This is a genomic window from Pedobacter sp. 05T44 (genome assembly GCF_056395985.1).
The window spans coordinates 134,530-158,904 of record NZ_JBFTKO010000013.1; the positions used below are offsets into that span (position 1 = coordinate 134,530).

General features: G+C 39.5%; 18 protein-coding genes. 8 read left to right on the top strand and 10 right to left on the bottom strand.

Features of this window, described 5'->3' with window-relative positions; genetic code table 11:
- Window positions 1-16: 16 nt before the first annotated feature.
- Window positions 17-427, top strand: a complete 411-nt coding sequence (locus AC1DDK_RS19215; RefSeq protein ID WP_172662564.1) for a transcriptional regulator — start codon at window positions 17-19, stop codon at window positions 425-427.
- Here AC1DDK_RS19215 and AC1DDK_RS19220 read toward each other — a convergent pair.
- From AC1DDK_RS19220 to AC1DDK_RS19240, 5 genes are all read right to left on the bottom strand, one after another.
- Window positions 424-3,273 (bottom strand): hypothetical protein, encoded by a 2,850-nt coding sequence (locus AC1DDK_RS19220; RefSeq protein ID WP_337715946.1) that lies wholly within the window; start codon window positions 3,271-3,273, stop codon window positions 424-426. The two genes, AC1DDK_RS19215 and AC1DDK_RS19220, sit on opposite strands and share 4 nt — an antisense overlap.
- 112 nt (window positions 3,274-3,385) lie before the next feature.
- Window positions 3,386-4,804 carry a TlpA family protein disulfide reductase gene (locus AC1DDK_RS19225; RefSeq protein WP_337715945.1) on the bottom strand — a complete coding sequence of 473 codons (1,419 nt, stop codon included), beginning with the start codon at window positions 4,802-4,804 and terminating at the stop codon, window positions 3,386-3,388.
- A 78-nt stretch (window positions 4,805-4,882) separates the two neighbouring features.
- Window positions 4,883-5,509 carry a class I SAM-dependent methyltransferase gene (locus AC1DDK_RS19230; RefSeq protein WP_337715943.1) on the bottom strand — a complete coding sequence of 209 codons (627 nt, stop codon included), beginning with the start codon at window positions 5,507-5,509 and terminating at the stop codon, window positions 4,883-4,885.
- 117 nt (window positions 5,510-5,626) lie between these two features.
- Window positions 5,627-6,094 carry a DUF4488 domain-containing protein gene (locus AC1DDK_RS19235; RefSeq protein WP_048905914.1) on the bottom strand — a complete coding sequence of 156 codons (468 nt, stop codon included), beginning with the start codon at window positions 6,092-6,094 and terminating at the stop codon, window positions 5,627-5,629.
- Between the two features lie 177 nt (window positions 6,095-6,271).
- Window positions 6,272-7,921, bottom strand: coding sequence for a M1 family metallopeptidase (locus AC1DDK_RS19240; RefSeq protein ID WP_337715941.1), 1,650 nt, complete (start codon window positions 7,919-7,921; stop codon window positions 6,272-6,274).
- A 143-nt stretch (window positions 7,922-8,064) separates the two neighbouring features.
- Here AC1DDK_RS19240 and AC1DDK_RS19245 point away from each other — a divergent pair, with 143 nt between their 5' ends.
- The gene (locus AC1DDK_RS19245; RefSeq protein WP_337715939.1) at window positions 8,065-9,003 is read left to right on the top strand and encodes an alpha/beta fold hydrolase; all 939 of its coding nucleotides are present in this window, start codon (window positions 8,065-8,067) and stop codon (window positions 9,001-9,003) included.
- A gap of 199 nt (window positions 9,004-9,202) precedes the next feature.
- Window positions 9,203-10,396, top strand: coding sequence for a C40 family peptidase (locus AC1DDK_RS19250; protein ID WP_337715937.1), 1,194 nt, complete (start codon window positions 9,203-9,205; stop codon window positions 10,394-10,396).
- Between the two features lies 1 nt (window position 10,397).
- Here the strand turns inward: AC1DDK_RS19250 and AC1DDK_RS19255 are convergent, their stop codons facing one another.
- Complete coding sequence (locus tag AC1DDK_RS19255; RefSeq protein WP_288884183.1) at window positions 10,398-12,083, bottom strand: serine hydrolase domain-containing protein; 1,686 nt, start codon at window positions 12,081-12,083, stop codon at window positions 10,398-10,400.
- Between the two features lie 41 nt (window positions 12,084-12,124).
- The gene (locus tag AC1DDK_RS19260) at window positions 12,125-13,381 is read right to left on the bottom strand and encodes a M20 metallopeptidase family protein (protein ID WP_337715935.1); all 1,257 of its coding nucleotides are present in this window, start codon (window positions 13,379-13,381) and stop codon (window positions 12,125-12,127) included.
- Between the two features lie 125 nt (window positions 13,382-13,506).
- On the opposite strand from AC1DDK_RS19260, the gene AC1DDK_RS19265 reads away from it, so the two are divergent.
- On the top strand, window positions 13,507-14,010 hold the full coding sequence (locus AC1DDK_RS19265; RefSeq protein WP_337715933.1) for a GNAT family N-acetyltransferase: 504 nt from the start codon (window positions 13,507-13,509) through the stop codon (window positions 14,008-14,010).
- Here AC1DDK_RS19265 and AC1DDK_RS19270 read toward each other — a convergent pair.
- On the bottom strand, window positions 13,950-15,128 hold the full coding sequence (locus tag AC1DDK_RS19270; RefSeq protein ID WP_477623117.1) for a hypothetical protein: 1,179 nt from the start codon (window positions 15,126-15,128) through the stop codon (window positions 13,950-13,952). The two genes, AC1DDK_RS19265 and AC1DDK_RS19270, sit on opposite strands and share 61 nt — an antisense overlap.
- 147 nt (window positions 15,129-15,275) lie before the next feature.
- Here AC1DDK_RS19270 and AC1DDK_RS19275 point away from each other — a divergent pair, with 147 nt between their 5' ends.
- The 3 genes from AC1DDK_RS19275 to AC1DDK_RS19285 are packed head-to-tail and all read left to right on the top strand — an operon-like array spanning window position 15,276 to window position 22,227.
- Complete coding sequence (locus tag AC1DDK_RS19275; RefSeq protein WP_337715930.1) at window positions 15,276-21,371, top strand: alpha-2-macroglobulin family protein; 6,096 nt, start codon at window positions 15,276-15,278, stop codon at window positions 21,369-21,371.
- Between the two features lie 8 nt (window positions 21,372-21,379).
- A complete protein-coding gene (locus AC1DDK_RS19280) occupies window positions 21,380-21,715 on the top strand; it encodes a TfoX/Sxy family protein (RefSeq protein ID WP_337715928.1) in 336 nt (111 codons plus the stop codon).
- Window positions 21,716-21,765: 50 nt separating this feature from the next.
- On the top strand, window positions 21,766-22,227 hold the full coding sequence (locus AC1DDK_RS19285) for a hypothetical protein (protein WP_337715926.1): 462 nt from the start codon (window positions 21,766-21,768) through the stop codon (window positions 22,225-22,227).
- 44 nt (window positions 22,228-22,271) lie between these two features.
- On the opposite strand, the gene AC1DDK_RS19290 is transcribed toward AC1DDK_RS19285, so the two are convergent.
- Both AC1DDK_RS19290 and AC1DDK_RS19295 read right to left on the bottom strand, forming a co-directional pair.
- Window positions 22,272-22,679, bottom strand: a complete 408-nt coding sequence (locus AC1DDK_RS19290; RefSeq protein WP_337715924.1) for a VOC family protein — start codon at window positions 22,677-22,679, stop codon at window positions 22,272-22,274.
- A 406-nt stretch (window positions 22,680-23,085) separates the two neighbouring features.
- Window positions 23,086-23,595, bottom strand: coding sequence for a helix-turn-helix domain-containing protein (locus AC1DDK_RS19295; RefSeq protein WP_337715920.1), 510 nt, complete (start codon window positions 23,593-23,595; stop codon window positions 23,086-23,088).
- Between the two features lie 336 nt (window positions 23,596-23,931).
- Between AC1DDK_RS19295 and AC1DDK_RS19300 the strand changes: the two genes are divergently transcribed.
- Window positions 23,932-24,375, top strand: a 444-nt coding sequence (locus tag AC1DDK_RS19300) for an RNA polymerase sigma factor (protein WP_477634019.1), incomplete at its 3' end; no start/stop codon positions are given.

Below are 24,375 nucleotides of genomic sequence, written 5' to 3' on the forward strand. Positions count from 1 at the left end.
TAAGATTTTATTTACCATGGAAACTATAGAAATCAACCACGACATTCCAGTAATTTATGTAACGGCCTCTTCTTTTCCAGACGGAGTAATGGCCGCTCACCAAAAATTGCATTCACTTGTATCATTTAACGAAAACCGACAATATTTCGGTCTTTCACGTCCCGAGAACGATGGAGGCATTATTTATAAAGCCGCAGCCGAAGAATTGCAACCTGGTGAAGCCAAAGCCCTTGGGTTGGAAACAATATCCATAAAGGCCGGTAGATACAGCTGTATCACCATTACTGATTTCATGAAAGATATACCAGCCATAGGCAAAGCCTTTGACCAATTAACCGATCTGCCGGGAATTGATATGGAAGGATACTGTGTTGAACTCTACCCCAATCAAACAGATGTAAAGTGCATGATAAGGATGCAAGATTAGAATACCAACAGTACATTTTCTATTTTTGCCCGCTGATCCTTAATACTTTTTTTCATCACCTCCAACGCATGATCCGAGATTTGCCAGCCTAATGGCAGCACAGGCCAGTTGCCCGCAATCATCTCCCGTGTGGGCTGAATTTTGTTATAGCTCCACCCTTTCATTTTTTGTCGCGCTGCCATCACCTTATTAATCGTATCAGCCTTAAGTGCATTACTACTAATGGTCTCCAAAATCCCCAATGCCGGAGCTACTACCTCATACAAATTCTTATCCTGAGTTGGATACTCAACAGATAGAATGCTATTAGAAATCGAAAGCACATTTATCGTAACATTCAGCCCCGCAAACTCATCTTCTGCAAGCACCCGCTCAAATACAGCAATCACCTGCCTCGAGGTCTCTGCGCCAGAATTTTCCAGTGTTCCGCCATCAGTAAAATGATGCTTCTCATCAAACTTACCTGTCGGACATACATACGGAAAACGCGCACTCAGGAAAGCGGCTGCAGAAAGTGGCAGGTCAAGTTTTTTTGCCCTCATCAAATCCTGTATAAAAACACAGCTTGGAAAATCATCCTTCTCTAACAACACAGGAGCAACAATTCCCTTCTTACCCGTATTAATATCATAGGTATTGGAAAAAAGCAAGGGCAAGTCCATATTATCCTTCTTCCAGGCCTCTCTTAATGTGATATCATAGTCCATTCCAAACTTATCCTTCAGTATCCCCTCAAAACCTCGTTCCTGCAGGCGCGAACGATCGTCATACCAATTCCCTCCAATCATGGTCATAAACAGGTCCCTTCCAAAAACCCCCACTACATTCGCTGTCAGGTAATCGTACTCATATACCTTGGTGTTATTAGGGTAAAACCTTCCGGAAGAGATACTATCTTTTGCCTTAACTCTGTCTGCCGTCAAAAGAGAAAAGCCTATAGTCCCGCCAGATGCGCCTGAAAAGGAAAATACATGATGCTGGAAATCATCACTTATCTGCTTACTGCCACGTGAGGCAAGTACCAGGGAATCCAGTTCACTCACTACCATAGTGGCCCATACGGAGGCCCTGATCCCGCCGCCATAAGAATTTAAAAAAAATACAGGGTAAGGCTTATTGTGCTCAGCCTGGTATGTCGCAATTTCTCCTCGTCTATGCTCCAGCCAACTACGGATATGAGTAGATAATGCCACTGGCTCCTCTCCTTTGGCCACAACGGTATTCACCTTATGAAAATCACTTATCTTTACATAAGAGACCAAAAACCCTATTAACAGAAGCAGCGTAATCCATTGCACTTTAGTCCGTTTACCTAATACAAGCAGATAAGAGAATATCAGCGCATAACAGATCAATGCAGCAATAACAATGGAAAGTGTAAAGAACCTAAACTTAGCAATAAGCGCAAAGAGTATCGGGGGAATATTAAACAGAATAAACACCACAGCCAGCAGCAAGCCAACAATCAGTACAACAGGTGCAACCTCTATATTTTGGACAAACGAAATCTTAGTCCGGTAAGTGGTAGTAATCAGAAAAGCAAAAGATAATAAAAACAGATCCAGAGAAAGGTATGAAAGCCGGCCATACTGTTCCACTTCCATATCCCTGATGAAATAGAAGGCGATCATCAAGAGAAAAAACAGCACCATTACCATCATATAGCGCAAAGCGGAAAACACCCCACGTGGCGCAAAAAAAGAGTCCAGCGTATTGTATTTTAACATTTGCTTGTAGCCCACCAAGGCAACCAGCAATATCACCATCACAGGCACATCATCCAAAAGATAAGGCATATGGTACTGCTGCATGGTCTTTAGAATACCCACAGCCGGGATCAAAAAAGTAAGCGCACCTAACAACCGGGCATAATTTACCGAGTTCTTTCCAGCCATCACAAAACCTTTTGGCACCGTCAACATTAAATCCGTAAACCCGCCAGCATATAGCTTGGGCAGATACCAGTTTATCGTCGCTAAAACCGAGATAGAAAAAAGAAAGATTATGGTTCCCCAAAAGGAGGTATTAATCGTAATCAGCAGATCCTGGCCCTGATCAGAAAAGATCAAAAATCCAAACAGCACAAAAAGTACAATCAGCACAATACGAAACATCCATCCCAAACGTAATCCAAATAAAAAGTTATCGGATAGCCCCGAAAGCCAGCCAGTAAGCCGTTTAAAAATACTGATAGACCAACCAAATGAGTACAGCGTTATAAACAGGAGAATAAACTTAAACAAGGCGGGATAGAAAACATAAGCTGCCACTCCGGATTTCACAAAATCACTCAGCCTATCTGGCGAGGGATCTTCCGGATTTAGCCTTTTAAAAAGATCAACAGATTCCAGGATATAGTAGTTTTCGACAAGATCCAGAATACCAATCGCTATTACCGTTCCCGAAAACAGCCAAAACTGTCTGCTTGTAATTCTGTCTTTTGAAGGATAAACATTCCGGTAATAATGCCAAAACAACAAAATCAATCCAAACACATAAAAAAGTATAAACCAATAGTCGGCATGCGTTTGGCGTTCTACCGCATCCACACCCCTAATCTTTTCCCCCGGCTCACTATACTTAATCTTTTTACCCGGCGACACAGTGCTATCCATTGTCACCGAGTCAGCCGGGTTTGTCCAGTCCCGTTCAAAAACATAATTTTCAGGGCGGTTCCATTCCGAAAAAATCCGGTATTGAATACTATTAGACCTGGTAAGTTCCAGTGAAAGAATCCCCGAAGGCGCACTGTCCGAGAAAAGAAGATGATGATTTCTGCTGGTCATACTTCCGGTAACCAACAAACCGGCAATTGCTGCAAGGGATAGCAGTTTGAATAGTTTCATACTGAGAGATTAAGATGATTTAAAATAAATCTACTTCATAATAGGCTGGTAACCAACCTGCTCATCGTCAAACAACTATTGCAAATGTCCAAATATGCATTGGTAACTACAACTAAAATATTTTCACCAGCGACTTTAGCTGTGTTAAATCACTTTCCAGGGGTCTTGGAGCAAAAATACTTTTTACAAAATGGTTTTTATCTATCAGTAAATATCTTGGAATACTCGTGATCCCCATAAATTTAGAGAGCTCTGATGAGAACTCATTCTCTACCAGGTACTGATCGTTTTCTATTTTATCACTTACAGTCACTTTCATCCAGGCTGCTTTGTCTTTGTCAAGTGAAAAGTAAACTACTGCAACACCATTTTCCGTCATCCATTTCTTTGCATCGGCAGATTCGGCAATATCTACTCGGCAAGCGCCACACCAGCTCGCCCACAAATCTATATATACAGCCTTTCCAGGATAAACGGCTAATACTTCTCTTAAACTCTTCTTCATTCCATTTGAATAAGTGGTCAACAAAGTGCCATCTAATACCTTATCTGTCAATGGCTTGTTCAACAAGAAATAATTTAATTCAGATTCCCTGATGTACGCTAAATAGCTGGGATCCTTTACCTCAGTATAAGCAGACCGGATCATGGATGATAAAGCGCTGTCATCTATTGGAATTTTTCTCTGCGCACAGGCACCAATTAAACTTGCAATTGCATAATCTTTACTTTTACCTTTTAACTCACTCTTTATTTTCTTTTCAATCTCCTTCAAATTCACCGTGCCTTCAATTTCTTTAAACCTTACATATCGATTATACACTGCATACTTGTACTCATTAGCGCTTAACAAGCGGTCATCGTTAAATCCGATTTTTTTCAATTCGTTAAGATATTCCTTTGGAACGCTGTCTGCAGCCATGTCTGAAACCGGTGAATACAAGGAATTCGCATAATAATACCCAATCTTACTTCTAGCAATATGAGTAAGTGATTTAGAAATAGGGTAAAGTTTTAAAAGCGATTCCAATTGTTCGTTTTTATCTTTATACCATTTATCAAGGGTTATTTTATAATTCAGTAAATTGTTTTTATTGTGCCGCAGCTCTTTACTGATAATATATCTTGGTGGCTTTTGCGGACCTCCCGTAAAATCAGTTATGTTTGCAAACACCTGGTAATTAGCTGCATGTTTCCCAAAAAACTTAATCTTTGCATCCAGACCTGCGCCATCAATCGTAAATCTTATGGTGTCTCCTGGCATTACATATACCTGCCAATTCCTCAACATTATACTCAAATAAACAAACTGGGGTTTGTTTATGCCAAAAGCGCCCTTAAGCTGATTGTTTTGTGTATAACACGTCAATAGATTTTTAGGCTCCTGTGTGTAAAATAACAAAGGCTCATTGATAAAAATATGGTCAATCTTTTCGTGGGTGGCCGTACCTGAGAGGGTTACTTTGTCATGGCTTTGTGCCATTGCAGATGAGAATACAATCAGGAATGCTAAGAGGAGCGTTATTTTCATGCGATTTACATTGGTTACTAAATATAGCGAAAATAGATTCTCAATTTAAATTGACTAAAAACAGACCCCTTTTATTATCTAGTTGTCTCCTTTTTTACATTTAATTAAAAAGAACGGCTGGTTCTCGCTGATTTCTGTAATTTCAAATAAACCTGCTTGGTCAAACTCTGCATGGATCGATTCCCTATCATAAAAATACATGTTTACACCATCATATATTTCATAGCGATCCTTGCTAATAAACTTGCCCTGTCCGTAGGTGTGCGCTTCTTTTGAAATACCCGTAAATACCATATAACCATTCTCTGATAGCTGATTATAGCAATCGAAAACTAGCTTTTCCCTTTCACTACTATCTAATAAATGAATTAAACCATAACAGAATATCCCGTCATATTGGTTTTTATCAAATGGCATATCAGTTACAGAGCCATGATGAATAATCATATCTGTTCCATAATGTTTTCTCGCCATTTCAATGGCAGTCTTTGAAATCTCGATCCCTGTTACCGTGATCCCGTTTTCTTTAAAAATTTGTGCATTCCTTCCGTAACCAATTCCAGGTATCAAAATATTTTTCAGAGATTTCTGAACAAAAAAATCCTTTGTCAGTACAGCAGATTTTGCCGGCTCAAAGCCCCACATCTCCTGTTTTTCGCCAAATGCTGATTCCCAGAACTCTGGTTTTCCGGATTCATTAACCATAATCTTTATATGCTATTGAGTATGCAATTTACCAAGAATACTCAACAGCTCACCACACGAGGCTCAATGCAATAGTAATTAAACAATCAAATGACTATGGCCTTCGTTCAACCTGATTTAAATAGAGTCAATTTTATTTTCAACTCTTTTCCAGACTTCTGTGAATCCAAGACTTTCAGCCCCGTCTTTACCTTCTACCATTCCATTCAAAACGAGCAGTTTTTTATCATCGCTAAACTTATATCTTAGTTTATACGTCTTTCCGGCTAAGGCATAGGTAGCGCCCTGGGTTTCGCTCTTAATAATTTCAGAATAGGTCTCATTATCGTTTATTACATAATTACCCTGATGAGTAATAATAGATCCGTTTTGAGTGATCCGCATGTTAAAAAACTTACCATCTGCATCAAAGAATTTCAACAAACCTGGAATTGCCACCCTGCTTTCAGAACCATTAGTTGCCAATCGCGTTAGCTCCCATGCGCCATTAAATAAAGCGGAATTCGATTCTTGTGCAGAAAGTTTGGTAAAAGAGACAAATAGTAATAAAACGATTGTAATACCTTTGAGCGTTAATTTTTTCATGTTATTTGGTTATAACACTAATATAAGAAATCAAACTAAAATCTAGAATTTTTCATAAGTCTGCTGTCATATTACCTCACAGTAGAAATATTTGATTGCAGATTTAGCGGAAGTTACTATTGACTTTGTTAAAAATGTCCGCGCACAGATTACAAAATAGCGGATACATTTCACTTCTCATTCAACCCTTTTCACATTTACATAAAAGTCACTATCAATACTTAACGATGAATTGCTGGTTGGCGTTATACGCAGTTCCTTCCAATCTTTAGTCGGATTAAGCCATTTATCACTTGTAAGATTGGTTTTAATAGGCATTACAAAATCCGACAAACAATTGCTAAAGCGATACCTCAATATGTTGTCACGTATGCTGTACTCAAAAGTAGGAATATCTTTCTCCCGCAAGTACTGATTAAAGAATGGCTGCAGATTCTTACCTAAAGTTTTTCCGATAAACCTTTCAACCTCAATTGAGTTCACTGTTTTATGATAAAACTCGCGGTTAACAGCCCTTAACATCTTACGGAACTGCTCATCATTATCAACAATAGCCCGAAGCATATGCGCAATTGTCCAGCCTTTTAAATACATGTGTCCACCAGCATCCTCATAAATTCCATAGCGTCTTATGATTGGTTCAGTATTCTTAATCCGGCAAATAGTTCTAGCTTCAAAGAACTCTTTGGCTGCCTTTTTACCATATTGACTTTCAATAAAAAGCTCTTCGGCATACCCTGCAAATCCTTCCTGCAGCCATCTGTCAGTAATATCTTTTGTTGTAATGCTGTTTCCGAACCACTCATGCGCGACTTCGTGAACCACCAGCCTATCGGTCTTTAAATCCCACGTACTTAAGTATTTTGCATTTATCCTGCCCAACTTAAATCCATTACCATAGGCTATAGCGCTTTGATGTTCCATGCCCGGATATGGTGCTTCCACCATTTTAAAACTATCTTCATAAAAAGGATATGGCCCAAACCAGTATTCAAAAGTTTTCAGCGTTTTGTCAACCTCATTTTTGAGGTAAGAATGAACCTTTTCTCTGTTGTAATCAATTACCCAATAGTCAGTACTTAAATTGCCTTTCTCGCCTTTATACATTTCTGGAACCCGCACATACTTTCCCACATAAAAAGCCAAACCATAATTGTTTATTGGATTTACTACATGCCATTTATAAGTAACGGTTCCATTACTATTTACTATTCGGCTTTTTAACCTGCCGTTACCAACAGCAACCAAGGTATCAGGAACGCTGATGGCCAATGAAGCACCATTATCGGGCTCGTCGCCTTGATGTAGTTTGCATGGGAACCAAACGCTGGCACCAATTAACTGAGATCCCAGGGTGATCCATGGCCTCCCTAACGAGTCAAGTTTCCATGATATACCACCATCCCATGGCGGATTGGTAGATTCTTTAGGCGCTCCTGAATAAAAGATGTCAATAGTAGCCTGCGATTTAACTTTTAAATCAGGAACTTTAAGAAACCATACATTTCCTTCCTTTTCGACGGCGATCTTTTGCTGTTTAAACAGTACGCTATCGATCTCTAGCGGTTCTTGCAAATCAATCTGCATAAACCTATTATGGTTACTTTTTATTACCTCAAAGGTGATACTATTTTTACCCTGAATTGTTTTTTTTCCAAAATCAGGTTCAATAGCCAATGCGTAATATTTTATATCCCACCATTCTCTATCTTTAGTTATACTACCCTTAAGTGTATCTTGTCGGGAAGGGACACTCACAGACTGAGCAAATAACCCGGCTTGATGGCAAATTAAAATCAGCAGAAACAAAAGAAATCTTAAAGGCATATAGTTAGCTTACAATAAACAACCAATATATGGATATTGAAACATATTCTGTATGTCGTATTTTCCCCCTAATATTGTCGCATACTCACAGCAACGGTACAGCATTTGGTCCCTAGATTTGTATTGTAACAAAACCTTACAATATGAAAAAGCATATTATAATCAATCTCTCAATTGCTATTGTTGTGGCAGTAATGGCTTCCTGCCAACCGCGTAATAAGGATACACAAGCCGTTTCAACCGAACAAAAAGAAACGGCAAACAACCAACCCATACAGCCAGCCGACAGTGGCTATGCTGATGTAAACGGGCTAAAAATGTACTATGAAGTTTATGGCGAAGGTAAACCCATTGTACTGCTACATGGTTCCTTTATGAATATACCTTTAAACTGGTCGCACATCATACCTGTTTTTGCCAAAAACCGGAAAATAATTGTTGCAGAGATGCAGGGCCATGGCCGCACAAAGGATATCCCTCGTGAATTTAGCTACGAAAATATGGCCGACGATGTGTCTGGCTTGCTTAAGCACCTCAAAATAGATAGTGCAGACATTTTAGGATATAGTATGGGCGGCGGAGTAGCTTTTCAGTTTGCAGTGCGCCACCCTGAGCAGTTACGAAGACTCGTGATACTCTCTGGTACCTATAAACACGACGGGTGGTGGCCGGATGTAGAGGCCAGTTTTGCTACAATGAATGCAGACATGTTCAAGGGCTCTCCTATCGAAAAACAATACGACAGTCTTGGAAACGATCCTAAAAATTTCCCTGCGTATGTAAAAAAGGTTCTTAGTATAGACGTAAAGCCTTATGACTGGTCTAAGGAAGTAAAAAATATAAAAGCTCCAGTATTTATAGCCATAGGTGATGCCGACGGAGTACAATATGAGCACGCGCTTGAGCTGTTTCGTGCTAAAGGCGGAGGCAAAATGGGCGATATACATGGGCTGCCTAAATCCCGGTTAGCTATAATTCCCGGCACAACGCATATTGGTATGATGCAGCATATGGATTGGATAATTCCGATGGTCAATGATTTTCTGGATTCTGATCTAAAACCAACGCCTCCTACATTTTAAGGCGGGCATTTCGATCACCGCCGTCATTCCGAAGAACTGAGGGATCTCTTGGTTATGCTACTCCAAGAGATCTCTCCTATCGTGACGGCGATTGTAATAACGGCAGCTGCCACAACAACGCCTTTCTTTTCATTGTAACCTTCATTTAGCTATATTCGTTAAAGGTTTCTCCTTATCGAAATCATTTAATTTGACAACTATGAAAAGTCTTTGTTTGGGTCTGCTTTTCTCTTTAAGTATTTTTACACTTAAAGCACAGTCAGATACTGCCGTTTTTCGCAGTGTTGCGGCTACCATTCAAAAAAAATATGCACCAGATAAGCGTTCAGTTTATTTTAACCTGGAGCTTACTGGTGATTCGGCCAAATTGGAAAGCACCTCTCAGGAAGCGCTGAAAGAATTTGATAAACTAAAGCCAAACACACCTTCAATTAAATTCAGCGGCGTATTGCTGCCAGAGCCCTCCTTACACGGGATGGAATACGGGGTAGCCAATCTCTCGGTTTGCAACAACAGAGCCTACCCGAAAAATGCGGCAGAGATGATGACGCAAATGTTGCTGGGCACACCAATTAAAGTATTTAAAAAACACGGAGGGTTCTATTTAGTGCAAACTCCTGATGGTTATATATCGTGGACAGATGTGGGTGCCATAACCCCCATGAACAAATCAGGTTTTGAAACCTGGCAAAGGGCAAAAAAGGTCGTATTTACTGCAGACTATGGCCATAGCTTCAACACACCCGATGAAAATGCGCAGCGAGTATCTGACCTGGTTGGCGGCAATATCCTCCAGTTACTTGGTGAAGAGAAAAAGTTCTACAAAGTAGGCTATCCTGACGGCAGAACAGCATATTTACCTAAAAGACAAGCCAGCCTGTACCAAGCCTGGGTTACCAGACCCGATCCAAATGCCGAAAAAATTTTAACCACAGCACAAAGCCTGTTGGGCGTTCCTTACCTCTGGGGCGGCACGTCCGGCAAGGGTGTCGACTGCAGTGGCTTCACCAAAATGTCCTTTTTTCTAAATGGCGTGATTATCCCGCGTGATGCCTCTCAACAAGCCTTAATTGGTCAGCCAGTTGATGTTCTAGAAAACGACAGCATTAGCGTAGATAAGTGTTTAAGAAATCTGCAACCCGGAGATCTGTTGTTCTTTTCGGCAGCCAAACGCAGAGGATTCAATGATGGAAGGGTAACTCACACTGCCATTTATATGGGCAAGGGCGAGTTTATCCAGGCGGCTGGAATGGTCAGAATAAACAGTCTTGTACCCTCTGCCGACAATTATGATGGCAGGCAAAGCGCTACACTTGTCGGCGCAAGAAGAATATTAACCGATATAGGCAAACCCGGGATCACCAGAATAGACCAACATTATTGGTATAAATAAATTACTCTATTTTATTGAACCGCAAATGCATAATCCTGCCATCATTAACTTCAAAACCTATGATCTGATTTTTATTGTCACGTAGCATTTTTAGATGACCCATCCACCAATAGTCAGTACCAGCATGATTCTTTCCTATAAGCTTTAATTTACTATCCTCGTATTTGCTATTCGTTAATATCAAATCATGCCCTTTTAAAACAATGCCGTATTTACAGTCCAGTTCCGGACAATAATACGTTCCTGCATATGCCTGCAACTGCTTATCTGTTTGATTGCTAACTGCGTACTTAATCAAAGAACGTTTCCCATCAGGCCACCATTGCTTAACAACGGTATCTCCCTTTGCTGTGCTGAACTGAAATTTAACATCAGGTGAAGAAGCAACCATAAAAGTACCCTTTTCGGCTTCTAATAAAACGTCAGACCGGCCATACCTGTCCCAATACAATTTTTGGTTCTTCAATTTAAAACCAAACTGTGCCCCATCATCAGCAATATAATTACCCTCGAATTTTTTAGCAGCTGTAATGTCTTTTAATACGGCTTTATTGGTATCAACTGGCTTGGCCTCTGGCTTAGTTGCTTTTGCGGTGGTATCTTTAATAAAAAGATCAGCTATTTCGTAACCTTTACCACCAGGATTAAAATCCCCAACGTTGCTAAAAACAATAAAACCCATTTTTAGATCAGGAAAAGTAACAACCGATGTTCTGTAACCAGCGTCGGCGCCGTTATGCGAATACTGCCTCCACCCTTTGTAGGTATTGTTAACAATTCCCAATGCATAGTCAGATTCTTTGCCGTTATTAAATTTCCCCTTTTGCGTTAATAGTCTAATGTCCTCTGCCGTACCCACCGTAGGTTTGTAAAAGTTCATTACCCATTTAGCCATATCGTCAACATTGGTAAACAGACTGGTTGCTCCTGCGTTTGAGTACGATAAAATACTATTGTTAAAACCACCGCCTTCCCGCGGGTAATACGAGTAAGACCGGTTCTTTACCACCTCCGTATAATCATCATGAAAGTGTGTACTGTTCATTCCCAGAGGCTTGAAAATAACAGAATCTGTAAACTGTCTAAGCGTTTTGCCTGTAACAGATTTTACAATTTCAGCTAGCATGGTAAAACCACTGTTAGAGTAACTATACTCTTCACCCGGTTTAAAATTCAGTGCCTGTTGCTTGCTCAGCACTTTAACAATGTGCTCCTGTGTAATTACATCATCGAGTCTGGTGCCCGATATGGCCAGCAATTGCCATTGATCTCTTATGCCACTGGTATGATTCAGTAAGTTCCGGATCGTAATTTTTTCTTTCAGATCCGGGAACCAGGGAAGATGTTTATGGATGTCGTCATCTAGCTTAAGTTTCCCCTGTTGGGCAAGCAAAACAATTGCATAAGCCGTAAACTGCTTAGAAACAGATGCCATATGGTAAATGGTTTCTGGAGTATTGGGCACACCATATTCCATATTGGCCAGGCCATAACCTTTAGCATAAATCAACGAATCATTGCGTACAATCCCAATCACACAGCCGGGTGTATTCGGCGTATTCCATTTCGTAAATAAACCATCTATCTTTTTTGTAATAGCGTCTGGCAACGTTTGTGCACATAACCTTACTACGGGTATAAGAGCGCATAAAAGCAGGATGAAAAGTCTCTTTTTGTGGATTTGCATGAGCGTGTGTGATTAGTAACTCCTAATATACAGATTGTATTCTACTTTCCTTTTTGGTATAATTTTTTATCGTTTAGTCTTTCCATAATTAAGGATGAAAAACTTCTGACACCAATTTTTATACTTTCTTCATCAACATTAAAATTAGGTGCATGATTCATTGCTACAATTCCTTTTTCAATATTAGAACCACCTAAGAAAAAATAAACACCTGGTACTTTTTGCTGAAAGTAAGCAAAGTCATCATTAAAATAAGGAGCTTGTCCGTAATCAGGCACAACTAAATTGGATCCATAGATTCCGTTTAGTGTTTTTATTGCGCTTTTGGTCAATTTCTCATCATTAACTACAGTTGGATTTTCCTGTATAAATGAAATAGAAAGCAGTTTATCTTTATATCTTTCTTCTCCAATTAACTGTTCAATTTTAGGTATGATTTTTTGGAGGTTCGATTGATTTGTCTCGTATAAATATGTTTCTAAAAAAAGCTCGTCTTTCTCTGAGTAGATATTAAATTTATCATCCACAATCATGTAGTCCTTAAAGATTGTATTCGGATTCATCAATCCTATTTTAGGGTCACTCATATGTTGTATTTCCCAGGGCTTACTGTTAAGTTGTGAGCGAGATAATGAACTGTACATTTTCCTGGTAAGCCCTTTAACTTCCTCTTTGGATAGCTCATTTTTTAGTTTAATTCTTATTCGTTTTTGGTAGGCAAACATTTCATTTGGTTTAACCATAATTTGCCCCACAGGCAATGCTGTTACATGTAAACTATAAATTTCATCGGGGTTGATTATCGAAAACAAGCCTTGTTCAATCATTTTTTTTGCGCCAACAAATGTTTCTTCTTCTGGTTGAAATATAAAATATACCGTTCCATTTATTGACTCTTTATTTTTTGCAAGTATTTCTGCTATTCCTAATCCAATTGCCATATGTACATCGTGGCCACAACCATGCTGCCCATTTGGTAAAGCATCCATTTCAGCTCTCCATGCTATCTTCTTTCCTTTTTTTTCTCCGTTTAAAATACCTATAATGCTATGCCCGTAAGTATCTGTTTTAACTTCGATGCCTAAATCCAGTAAATATTTCTTTATGATCTCCTGAGTACGTTTTTCATTCCCTGCCAATTCAGGGTTTGCATAAATATCTCTTCTGATTTTCACCAGCTTTTCATAAATCCTATCAGTCTCAGCGCTAACCAATTCACGAGTTAAAGCCTCTTTTTTGTTTTGTGAGTACCCGCTAAGGGTTATTAATAATAAGAACAACAGAAGCTGTATTTTCATGTTTAAATGTTTGGTTTTACAAATTAGATATAATATCGATCTATTAGTTACCGATATATCATAGTTTATTTCCCTCTTCATTGTGAGTTGTATAGACGCATATTTTTAACAAACTTTGCATTACTATGGAATACGTTTTTAGAAAAGCAACATTAAATGATTTGCCCCAAATATGGGTGATTCTGCAAAAAGCAATCCTGCGCAGAAAAGAAGATGGCAGTAACCAATGGCAGGATGGTTATCCAAACCCTACAGTAATTGAAAATGACATAGCTAAGGGAGCTGGTTTTGTAATGGCCGATGGAGATACCATTACTGGCTATTGTGCAATTCTAATTAACGACGAACCTGCCTATGCAGAAATAAAAGGAAAATGGTTAACGGATGGTGATTTTGTTGTCTTTCACAGAGTCGCAATTTCCGAAGACTATCTTGGCAAAGGCTTATCGGGAAAGATGTTGAACTTCATTGAAGATTTTGCGCAAAGAAACAACATACACAGCGTTAAAGCCGATACCAACTTTGATAACGGAGCCATGAAGCATGTTTTTGAAAAGGCAGGTTACATTTACTGTGGCGAAGTATTCTTTAGGGGCAGTTCAAGATTGGCTTTCGAAAAAGAGCTCTGAGCATCTCCTATCCATTTGTATTTATAAATGGTGCTCTGCTCCTGTCCGTCTTCGCTTTTTTTATTGTGCGAAATATAAAACAACCCATCGTCTAAAGGACATAAACCAGTGGCTCCCCATTCAAAGCGCCAACCGCTTATACCCGTATTTGCATCTTTTGGCCCTGCCTGCAACAAAGAAAGAGTTTGAACTTTTATCGTTTCATTACCCGATGATATTTGACCTTTACCCGGCTTTTGATGTGCATCAATTACAAACAAGTCGTAATTTGGAAACTGCGTTTTAGCACCATGATATACTGCGGCAAAAAACTTCCCGGTATAAGCATCATAAGCCAGATTTTGAATGCCATAACGGGTGCTGCCAGTTTTTACAAAGTATTTATCCAAAGGCTTTTCAGGTCCCGAATGGTGCAATTTATCCTGCGATAACTGCTGCCCATATTTATCCCAGTTGGCGATATCGTACTTTAATAAAACCTGATGGTCATTATCATCTCTGTCGGTATCACCATAAACACCGTACGCAACGTACAAGTATTTTTTATTGGTATCAGCACTTCCTATTGCCGGGGCAAAAGCAACACCATCTATTCCGGAACAGGCAAACCTGTGTGGCTTTTTACCATTGGCAGTCTGTACGCTGTCCTGGTAATCTTTTACCGCTTCCTTTATGTAAACAGTGCGTAGCAAATCTTCTTTCTCTGCACTCATATCAGGGCGCACAATGCGGGAACCATCAAATATCACGATATAGAAACCGTTTTCATTGTTGTTTTGTACACCCAATGATTTCCTGATCCCCTTACCAATAGCATCATTCTTATATTCCAGCGAACCATATATCTTCCCGTCGGCTGCATTAAAATCCAAATCGCCAAGGTGCCCTACAAAACCGGTTACACTGCCTATCAGTTTGCCCGAAAGATCCATCTTAATGAGCCTATCTGTAAAAGAAAAATAAACATATCCATTGGCTTTATCTACAGCAACGCCTTGCACATGCATCTTGCCCTGTTCTCCTGAATAAATTGAATCTGGTAAGCTTGTTACATTTTGAGATCGAGCGCTCAATGCCAGGATTATAAAAAAGATGGGTAGCAGGAATATTTTTTTCATTTGAACCGAAGATATTATAGAATTTATAATTTTCCAATCTCTTCAAGAGATCTCTCCTCAAGTCGAGATGATGGCATTGAAGTTTTTCTACTATAAAAGTGAATTTCAAATCACTAAATTGCATTACACAAAATTAATGTTTCTCTCATGCGTCTTATCCTAGCTTGCATACTATTCGCTTTTTTTAATGCATCAACAGCATTTGCCCAAACCGACCTTAATGATGAGTGGACGAACATTGAAAATTCCATAAGAACAAGAACTCAACTCGAAGAAACGCTTAAAACCGTCAACTCAAAAAAAGAGGAATCTATCAGAATCAACAATGATATTGCTTTAGCGCGATGCTTGTATTACGCTATGCTAATAAAAGACTTAAAAACTGAGGACAGTTTATATTTCAGGAACAGCGCTTTTATTGATAGTTTGCTCATCAACAAAAAATCATCAACCTTACTAAAAACTGCAATGCACCTGATGCAGGCGCGCAGAGTACTTTTCTTTGCGCACAAGCACTTAAAGTTTAGGCCCAGCACCTACGAAACTAAGAACCTCCAACCTAACTATGGTGCCATGAATTTATTACAGCGCGACAGCATTGTTAGGTTTCATTTCAAAGAGGCTTTACGGCTCAGTGGCTCGGCCATACCAGGTAAAAGTATAGATATCTCGTGGCTCTCATCCAATGCCGATAAGTTACTGTTTAAAGCCGACCTTGCAGACATAGCGCTTACCGAGCGCATTGGCTTCGAAACAGGAAAAACCACCGATCTAAACCTGTCCGATCAAGATATTCAGACACTTATAGTATCTGAACCCAAAGGCTTTCAGCAAGCCTTACAATCGTCATTAGACACCGCCAAAATCCATTCACATTTGATGGACACCTATACATTATGGATGCGCAAACACAATTCGAAACCCGAAGAACTGCAATACATTCAGATGCTTATCAAATATTATTTCTATTCCCGGATGCCCAATATCTTGTCGAACGCATGGACTACTTACCTCAAAAAAAACCTCTCCTCTCCATTAAACACCATTCAAGCCACAGCTACTTTCTATTTGTTTCAGTATCAATATTACAAGGGAATCAAATACGGACTAAAGTTTGAAGCTCAATACAAAGGATACCTTAGACAAGCTGTCCAATTGTATGAGCAGCACCAGAGCGTTGTAAATGAGTTTTCAGCGTATAAAAAAACACTGGAAACCTTGCTTAAAAAGATTAAAAATCAAGAGATCAATGTTCAAGTGACAGACCGCCAGATGACGGAAGCGCCAATCATGCTTACAGCAAGATATAGGGGTATACAAAAAATCTATTACCGAATCGTTAAAATTGGTATCAAAGAGAAATTTCCGAACTTAAAAACAGAACGAATAGAAGTACTGCTCAACCGCCCCGCTATCCGCGATTCCAGCTTCCTCTTACCTGCCGGAACTGATGATTTCGACAAACATGCACTCTACCTAAAGCTCGAAAGTTTGCCAGTGGGCACCTATAATGTAATTTTCTCGCCTTCCGAGATTAAAACTGCAGCCAACCTTAGCCACATGGAATACATTCATTTTCAGGTGTCTGATCTGGCTGTTGTGAATACCGGAGATCATTTTATAGTGTTGAACAGAAAAACGGGCTTCCCCATAAGTGGCGTAAAAGTAGTAGCAACGGAACAGGTCAGCACCAATTTAAAGGGTTTTACATCCATAAAAAAAACCTACACCTCAAAAGAATTCATGTTCGTTTCTGGCAAAGATACCCTAATGCACGATTTTAATAGGCCCAAGAGGAACTTACCACGGGAGATATACAATACTGAGGCTTATGATGACCTGGAAGAATTTTATGACGCCCAGACAAAATTGCAAATTTATACCGACAGAGGAATTTACCGCCCGGGGCAGCGCGTACAATATAAAGTTATTATGCTTACCAGAGATCCTTCAACAGGTCAAAACATCGTCTTCAGTAAAGCAAATAAGTATTTTAAAAGCTGGATGGCAGACAATGAACCCCTATTGGAATTAAAAGACCCTAACTATAGAACCGTTGATTCCATAAAGCTTGTTCCTGATGATTATGGAAGTTTTTCGGGTTCTTTTGTTATTCCAAAAAATGCAATGACCGGGCAATGGTCTATTGATGGCGATGTAATTGATGGCGATAATGGTTATTTTAAGGTCGAGGAATACAAACGGCCAACAATGGAAATAACTATGGAAAAACCTGCCGAAGGGCCATTACCCGGCGAACCTTTTGAGCTAAAGCTTAAAGTGAAGTCGCTCAGCGGTGCAGATCTTAACCGTGTAAAAATTACTTACCAGATAATAAGAGAATCTAACTATTTTGGAAATGCCCCATATATCAATCCCATAGTAACAGATACAATCGGTTATACTGATGAAAAGGGCTTGTTAGTGATAAAAGTAAATGATGTAAACCTGCCGAAAAAAAATCCTGATCCCGATAAGGAATGGGCTATCACTTACAGGTTATCAGCCACGGCCACAGAAGCCACTGGCGAAACCACCAGCCAGGATAACACATTCAGCGTATCTTCATGGCCGGTCAAGATCAACATTCCGGCAGTAGATCAGTACGACAGAAAAGGCCTCCCAAAGCTAAACATCAATGCAAAAACAGAAAATAGCAAGTTTAAACCTAAGGAAATTCATATCAGCATTTTTCAGAATATTATAGTGCCCGATACCACTCGTAGTGAAATTGTAGATCAATGGCAATACACTAAAGATCAATTAAAAGTATGGTTTCCAAACGAGGAAATCCTTAACAGGACAAGCCTCGAAAAGAAATCAATCTTTGAAAAAACAATACCAATAGATAGTACTATTCAGTTTCAATTAGACAAAACATTACTTCAAGCCGGCAAGTACGAACTTGCAGTAACTACAACCCAATCGGAAAAAACATCGGGCCATGCCAGCATCAATTTTGATGTATTTGATACTGAGCAAAGCGCCACTCCCGGTAATTTAGAAGACTTTAACTACCTGTCCATCAATACTGCCAAACCCGGCGATAAAATAGATTATTACACTGCTACCATAGACAGTGCCTATGTGGTGTATGGGTTAACTTATTATGTGCGCCAAAAGCAGAGCATTGCCGTAAAAACCACCTACCACACACAATACCAGGGTAAGGGAATGCAAGCATATACTTTTACCGTACCAAAAGATGCATTAGAATCGCTTGTACTCACAAAAGCTTATGTACTAAACAATAAACTGTATATAAATGACCAAAACGTTTATCTAGCCCCACCTACCTCGGCAAAACCAGAAATTATCATAGAAAAATACAGGAAGGTTCTGGCTCCTGGTACAAAAGAAACTTTTACCGTATCGGTAAAAACAGCAAAAGAAAATATCGCGGCGCAACTCATGACGGGAATGTACGACGCCGCATTAGACAAACTTGCTTCACACCAGTGGAACATCCCCAACAATCCTTACTTCAGTGGTTACCTGTATGGGGGCTGGAGTCAAACAATTAATAACAGCAGGCCCTATTATCACTATTGGCCCGGTAATAACGAATACAATAATCAAAGCGAATTCATAAATGAATATGAAGGCGATATTATGTTGCAGCAACTAAGAGGCCGAGTACCTGGATTGGCAGTACCTTCAGCGAGCTTTCTAAGCTTAGAAGATGGTCAGCTGAATGAGGTTGTAGTAAGGGGCTATAACACAGCCGACGTAGTGAGGTATGCCACTACGGGCAGCGCGATTTACATAAGGGGTACAAATTCTCTTGTTCAGAATGCGCAGCCTCTAATTATAGTAGATGGTGTTCCATTTTCCGGCTCATTAAATGATTTTAATGCAGCCTCCATAACTGAAGCTATGGTATTAAAAGGTGCCGATGCCACTGCTATCTATGGCTCAAAAGCCGCAAATGGCGTGCTGATTATTAGCACCAAAGGAAAGATCATATTACCGGGAACTCCTGAACCGCAACCAATGGTGCGTAAAGATTTTAGCGAAACAGCATTCTTTTATCCAAAACTATACGCCGATAAAAACGGACTATATACCTTTAATTTTACCATGCCCCAAACAGCAACCGCATGGAACTGGAAGTTAATGGCACATACAAAAAGCGGTCTATTTGCATATGCAGAGCGAAAACTAAATACACGCCTTGACCTGATGGTTCAGCCTAACATGCCACGCCTGCTCTATCAGGGTGATGAAATTGTATTGAATAGCAGGATTAGCAATCTGGATAGTGCAGCTATGGACGTAAAACTTAGCTGTAAGATAGAAGATGCCGTTACTGGTGAAGACCTGACTGCAAAAGTACTGAAAGAACCTGCCTTTAAAATAGTTAAAGTAGCCGGAAAGTTAACTGAAACAGCAGGTTTTGCTTTTAAAGTGCCCGAAGGACAGCTGAATCCACTAACAATTGTAACCACTGTAAATGGAGGCGCCCTGGCAGATGCTGAAGAGCACACGTTGCCGATACTGCCCAAAAAAGTGTTTATGCGTAAGCAAGTGCCCCTTGTATTTTCAAAGAAAGACAGTTTGGTACAGGCTCCTAAGCTACCAGACGACGCAGATTTGTATGGCCTTAGTCTCTATGCAGATGCTAAGCCACAAGCAGCCTTAATCAACTCATTACCATTTTTAGCCAATTATTCCTTTAATTGTTCTGAACAGGTATTTAATAAACTCTATGCCAGAGTAACCGCAAATCAGCTGATGCGTAATCAGCCTGAGCTTGCAAAATCATTTAAAATGCGTTCGCCGGATGCCATTTCAGATACTACGGAACGCAAACTTCCGGATGAACTTGCAGAAGCGGCCATGCCTTGGTTAAACCTGGCAAACCAAACTGCTAAGCAGCAAAAACAATTGTATCAGGTTCTAGATACCATAAGCAACAGGTCCATAATTTCCGACCATTTAAATAAGTTGTATTCCATGCAAGATTTCTACGGCGCGCTCCCCTGGTTTGAGGGTGGAAAAAGCAATATTTGGATATCTAATTATGTACTAAGAGGATTTGGAAAGTTAAATCAGCAAGGATGGCAAGCGAACGACTATCAAAGGCATTCAATTTTCATCAAGAGGTTAATTACATATACCGATTCTTTATACGCTACAAACGGTACAGATGGTAATCTTTTTGGTGCCTACTCCCGGTCATTTTGGAAAAACGAGTATCCCCTTAATCCTGGTGTCATCAAAAAAATAAATACCACTCTTGAACTTGCCGAAAAAGACATCAACAATAAGCGCTTATATGATCAGGCTTTATGGATCATTGTTTCATTAAAATATACAACTCCAGATCACCAAGTCTATAAAAAGGCCCTTGCCCAACTGAGTAACATACAACAACGGGCAATAAACGACGACCTAAATGGAATGCGATGGAAAGAAATTTCAGATGGCGATGATTTGAGCCATTCAAAAGAAGAAACCATTGCAATGCTTTATGAGGCCTTTACACAAGCCGGGCAAAATACAAAGATTGCAGATGGGTTAAGCAAATGGATGCTGTCGGCCAAGCAAGATTACAGTTGGCGCACAACCACGGGTACTGCTGCAGCTATCGACATGCTTAAGGAGTCGGCAACAATAAAGACCAGTTTTGTGCCAGATTCTGTTTCTGCTCAGGTTGGTAATCAGCAGATGAACAGTTCAAATGGTCTTTTGGCTGGGCAGCGCAACCAATTCATCAGTCTTAACAAGGTATCTCCGGTAACGGTCTCAGCAAATAATACGGTTAGTGGTGGCATTACATGGCATTACTTCAGCGCTGAAGCGCAGGCCGATGATGCTAATAATAAGGTAAAACTGAAGAAAACTTTATTTAATTATGATCAACAGAAGAATGCCTGGGGGCCACTTTCAGATAAAACTGTTTTAAAAATAGGCGAAAAGATAAAAATTGTGTTAACGGTAGAAACAACGGTAAGCTTACGTTTTGTACAACTTGAAGATAAACGTGCAGGTGTATTCGAACCTTTGGACGGCAGTAGTGGTCAACAATACCAGGACGGTACATATTATTACAGGTCTGTAAGAGATGCTGGTCAGCAGCTATTTATAGATTTACTGCCCTCAGGCAAAACTGAATTTAACTATGAAGTGACTGTTACGCAAGAAGGAACTTTTAAAAACGGAGCAGCTATGCTTCAATGTCTTTATAATCCGGGGGTAACAGCTTACAGTAATGCAATGACAATTATTTCCAAACCCTAATACACACTATGGCATCAGATCAGAAATTTGTTGATTTTATTGTTGATCAAATACAAGGAGCGGGAACGATCAGCAGCAAGAAAATGTTTGGAGAGTACGGCCTTTATGCAGACCAAAAGATCTTTGCTTTGGTTTGTGACAACAAGCTGTTTATTAAAGCCACAGAAGCTGGAAAGCAGTTTATAAGAAGCGTGGTAGAGGCTTCTCCGTATCCTGGAGCAAAACCTAGCTTTCTGATCGAAGAACAAATTGAAGACCGGGAATGGATTAGTGAGTTGGTAAGGATTACAGCGGCAGCACTTCCAGAACCTAAGCCTAAAAAGCCCAGGAGTAAAAAGAACTAAGTAATTGATAATATTGCTATTTTACAATCATCAAATCATACCGCTCTACCATGTACTTTAAAACCGTTCATTTTCCATCAAACCTAAATCACGCTCAAGTAGAAACTGCCCTAAGGAAGGCATCCATGAAAGAAACCATGTCTCTTGATTTTAAATTTAAGAGTGTCGACATCGGTACCGACAAGATATTTTGGGGACTTGAAGACAAAAAGGATTTAAAATTTACCAGAATCAAAACATCCTTTGAGTTCTTTCTGCCTAAACTTATTATTAGCCTTTCAAAAGATCCTTATGTAAATCATTACAGAATTAGACCTGGTGCACTACCAATTGCAATCATTGGCCTGCTGGCATTTGGAACCTTTATTGGTCTCATCGGAATACTAAGAGGCAAAACTAATATTGAATCATTTATACCTTTCATATTGATGATTACTATTTATGTATTAATATTTCTATTTGAGCTCAAACTAACTACTTCCAGAGTAGTAAAGGCATTAAATCAGATATAATATATTTTAAACGCTGCCCGCCGCAATTGGACAGCGTTTAAATACTATTTCAGCGAATGAAAACCAATCTGGTTGCCTTCAGTATCTTCAGCGACACCACAGAAACCATATTCTCCAAGGGACATTTTTTCGGCAATCACCTTACCTCCTGCTGCTGTCACTCTTGAAAGCTCAACTGCACAGTCATCGGCATAAAAATACACCATTGTACCTCCTACTCCCGGTTTTCCCATTTCAGATTTACACAATGTGCCACTACTGCCCGGTCCCATCATATCTGCGGGGAATGCGAGCATCTCAAAGTAATTAGGATCGTCTTTCTCTACTTTCATATTATCAGGAGGTGCCATTTCAGATAGTTGAATCTGCAATACCTCCTCATAGAATTTCTTAGCTCTGGCCAGATCGTTTACACTGATTTCGGTCCAGACAAATGGGTTTTTAACTGTCATGATTCTAAGTTTTATAATGGGTTATTTCCATTAACACTAAGATCCTAAAATATAGCTACTAAGATGAGGGGCAACTATGACAAATGAGCGGGTAAATTGTGTCAATATCTGAATCTGTCCTATATGCGTCTTACTCATACCAGACAATAATTTCACCAATTTCTTTTGCTCTATAACATTGCGCTATTAAGGAAGCCACCTCTTCTTTGCTTAGACGACTTCCGCGACCCCAATTTAAAAGAATTAGGTCTCTAAGGTTTGGATTTTCTACCTGCATTTTCCTATGCATTGACTTTATTAAGCACATTATGAACATTATCATTGAGGTTAGATTTAGGTAAATTCTACTTATCTATTTCCCCAGTTCACAAAAAATCTAAAAGATCCTTTCATTTAAGTAGACATATCAAAACTTAGAATAAGTATTCGTATTTCCTTTACTTTCATGTTTCTTGATCACAATAATATCAGTCATCCTCTTTAAAGCGATCTGGATGGAATTCCCACTAAAAACCCAACCTTTATCAGCAAAAAATTTAGTTATTTGCCTTATTTCCTTAGGCTCTTTTAAGAATTGGCTATTCAATAAACTATATTTAATGCAGTACACTAAAGTCGGTTGCTGATTTAAAATAACACCGACAGTTACGTCCTCCTCATACACTCTAATGAGCTTGTCTCTATAATTATCGGGTAACGAAAAATTCATTTTACTTAACTCTGATAGATTAAATTTAGTAAAATCAATAATTCCATCTAATAGATTTAAGCGATATCCTGTAGAACCTGCCTCAATTTTAATCAGACTTGCACGTGATACGCCTACTAGAATCGAAAAGTCCTTTTGTGACAATCCAATTGATTCGCGAATTGACTTGATATTTTTGCCAACGATTGCTGTAGATACTTTTGCCATCCGACAAATTGAAACTTACAAATCGTAACATTTTGACTTTTTTATTTGTTATTTTGATACAATTTATGTAAAATTGTATATTGAGTTACTAACTCAAGTGATTTTAAATTAAGGCATTAGATAAAGAGTCTCGACTACAAATTCCGACAATTTGCATTCAAAACGAGACGATAGATTAATGCCCGTAGTAATATGCGTACTTTTGTACCGCTATAGTGCTATGGGCTCTGTCGTTATTCCGTTTTTGAAGGTGTCGGAACCTTGTAGTGCGGAAGATAGAGCCCGCTATAGCATAGCTCTAAAAATACCCGCGAAGACTCGTATAAAATACGAGCTATGAAATACAATAGATTAACTGAAAGCCAACATTATTTCGACAAATTCAGTCAGGGTGATGAAAAGGGCCTGGAGTACTTCTACAACCGCCTCTACCCTTCTTTATTCTATAAAAGAAGTCGGTACATTAAAGATGACACCAATGCAGCCAGCATCGTCAGCGAGGCATTTCTACGCCTCTGGCTAATTCGGAACAGCATCACAGACCCCAACCACATTGAAACCTTCTTGAGTAACACCACCATCGAAGCCTGCAAATCCTATTACAAAACTTCAAGTCACAATTTCCAGCGGAATATGCTCCGGCTTGATGAGATCGAAAACTACCAGGAATTCATGGGAGGCCATGATCCTGAAGAGGAATTGGATCCCGATGACATTTTCTATCAGGAAGAACTTGATGAACGCTTAAAACTGCAGTGGCAGCAAGTTGAGGCGGTCATC

Excerpts from the sequence above, each read along its gene's own strand:
- AC1DDK_RS19225 (WP_337715945.1), bottom strand. The coding sequence starts at position 4,804 with ATGAAAATAACGCTCCTCTTAGCATTCCTGATTGTATTCTCATCTGCA.
- AC1DDK_RS19290 (WP_337715924.1), bottom strand. The coding sequence starts at position 22,679 with ATGACAGTTAAAAACCCATTTGTCTGGACCGAAATCAGTGTAAACGAT.
- AC1DDK_RS19230 (WP_337715943.1), bottom strand. The coding sequence starts at position 5,509 with ATGGTTAATGAATCCGGAAAACCAGAGTTCTGGGAATCAGCATTTGGC.
- AC1DDK_RS19215 (WP_172662564.1), top strand. The coding sequence starts at position 17 with ATGGAAACTATAGAAATCAACCACGACATTCCAGTAATTTATGTAACG.
- AC1DDK_RS19235 (WP_048905914.1), bottom strand. The coding sequence starts at position 6,094 with ATGAAAAAATTAACGCTCAAAGGTATTACAATCGTTTTATTACTATTT.
- AC1DDK_RS19260 (WP_337715935.1), bottom strand. The coding sequence starts at position 13,381 with ATGAAAATACAGCTTCTGTTGTTCTTATTATTAATAACCCTTAGCGGG.
- AC1DDK_RS19295 (WP_337715920.1), bottom strand. The coding sequence starts at position 23,595 with ATGGCAAAAGTATCTACAGCAATCGTTGGCAAAAATATCAAGTCAATT.
- AC1DDK_RS19250 (WP_337715937.1), top strand. The coding sequence starts at position 9,203 with ATGAAAAGTCTTTGTTTGGGTCTGCTTTTCTCTTTAAGTATTTTTACA.
- AC1DDK_RS19220 (WP_337715946.1), bottom strand. The coding sequence starts at position 3,273 with ATGAAACTATTCAAACTGCTATCCCTTGCAGCAATTGCCGGTTTGTTG.
- AC1DDK_RS19240 (WP_337715941.1), bottom strand. The coding sequence starts at position 7,921 with ATGCCTTTAAGATTTCTTTTGTTTCTGCTGATTTTAATTTGCCATCAA.
- AC1DDK_RS19280 (WP_337715928.1), top strand. The coding sequence starts at position 21,380 with ATGGCATCAGATCAGAAATTTGTTGATTTTATTGTTGATCAAATACAA.
- AC1DDK_RS19270 (WP_477623117.1), bottom strand. The coding sequence starts at position 15,128 with ATGAAAAAAATATTCCTGCTACCCATCTTTTTTATAATCCTGGCATTG.
- AC1DDK_RS19265 (WP_337715933.1), top strand. The coding sequence starts at position 13,507 with ATGGAATACGTTTTTAGAAAAGCAACATTAAATGATTTGCCCCAAATA.
- AC1DDK_RS19245 (WP_337715939.1), top strand. The coding sequence starts at position 8,065 with ATGAAAAAGCATATTATAATCAATCTCTCAATTGCTATTGTTGTGGCA.
- AC1DDK_RS19285 (WP_337715926.1), top strand. The coding sequence starts at position 21,766 with ATGTACTTTAAAACCGTTCATTTTCCATCAAACCTAAATCACGCTCAA.
- AC1DDK_RS19255 (WP_288884183.1), bottom strand. The coding sequence starts at position 12,083 with ATGCAAATCCACAAAAAGAGACTTTTCATCCTGCTTTTATGCGCTCTT.
- AC1DDK_RS19275 (WP_337715930.1), top strand. The coding sequence starts at position 15,276 with ATGCGTCTTATCCTAGCTTGCATACTATTCGCTTTTTTTAATGCATCA.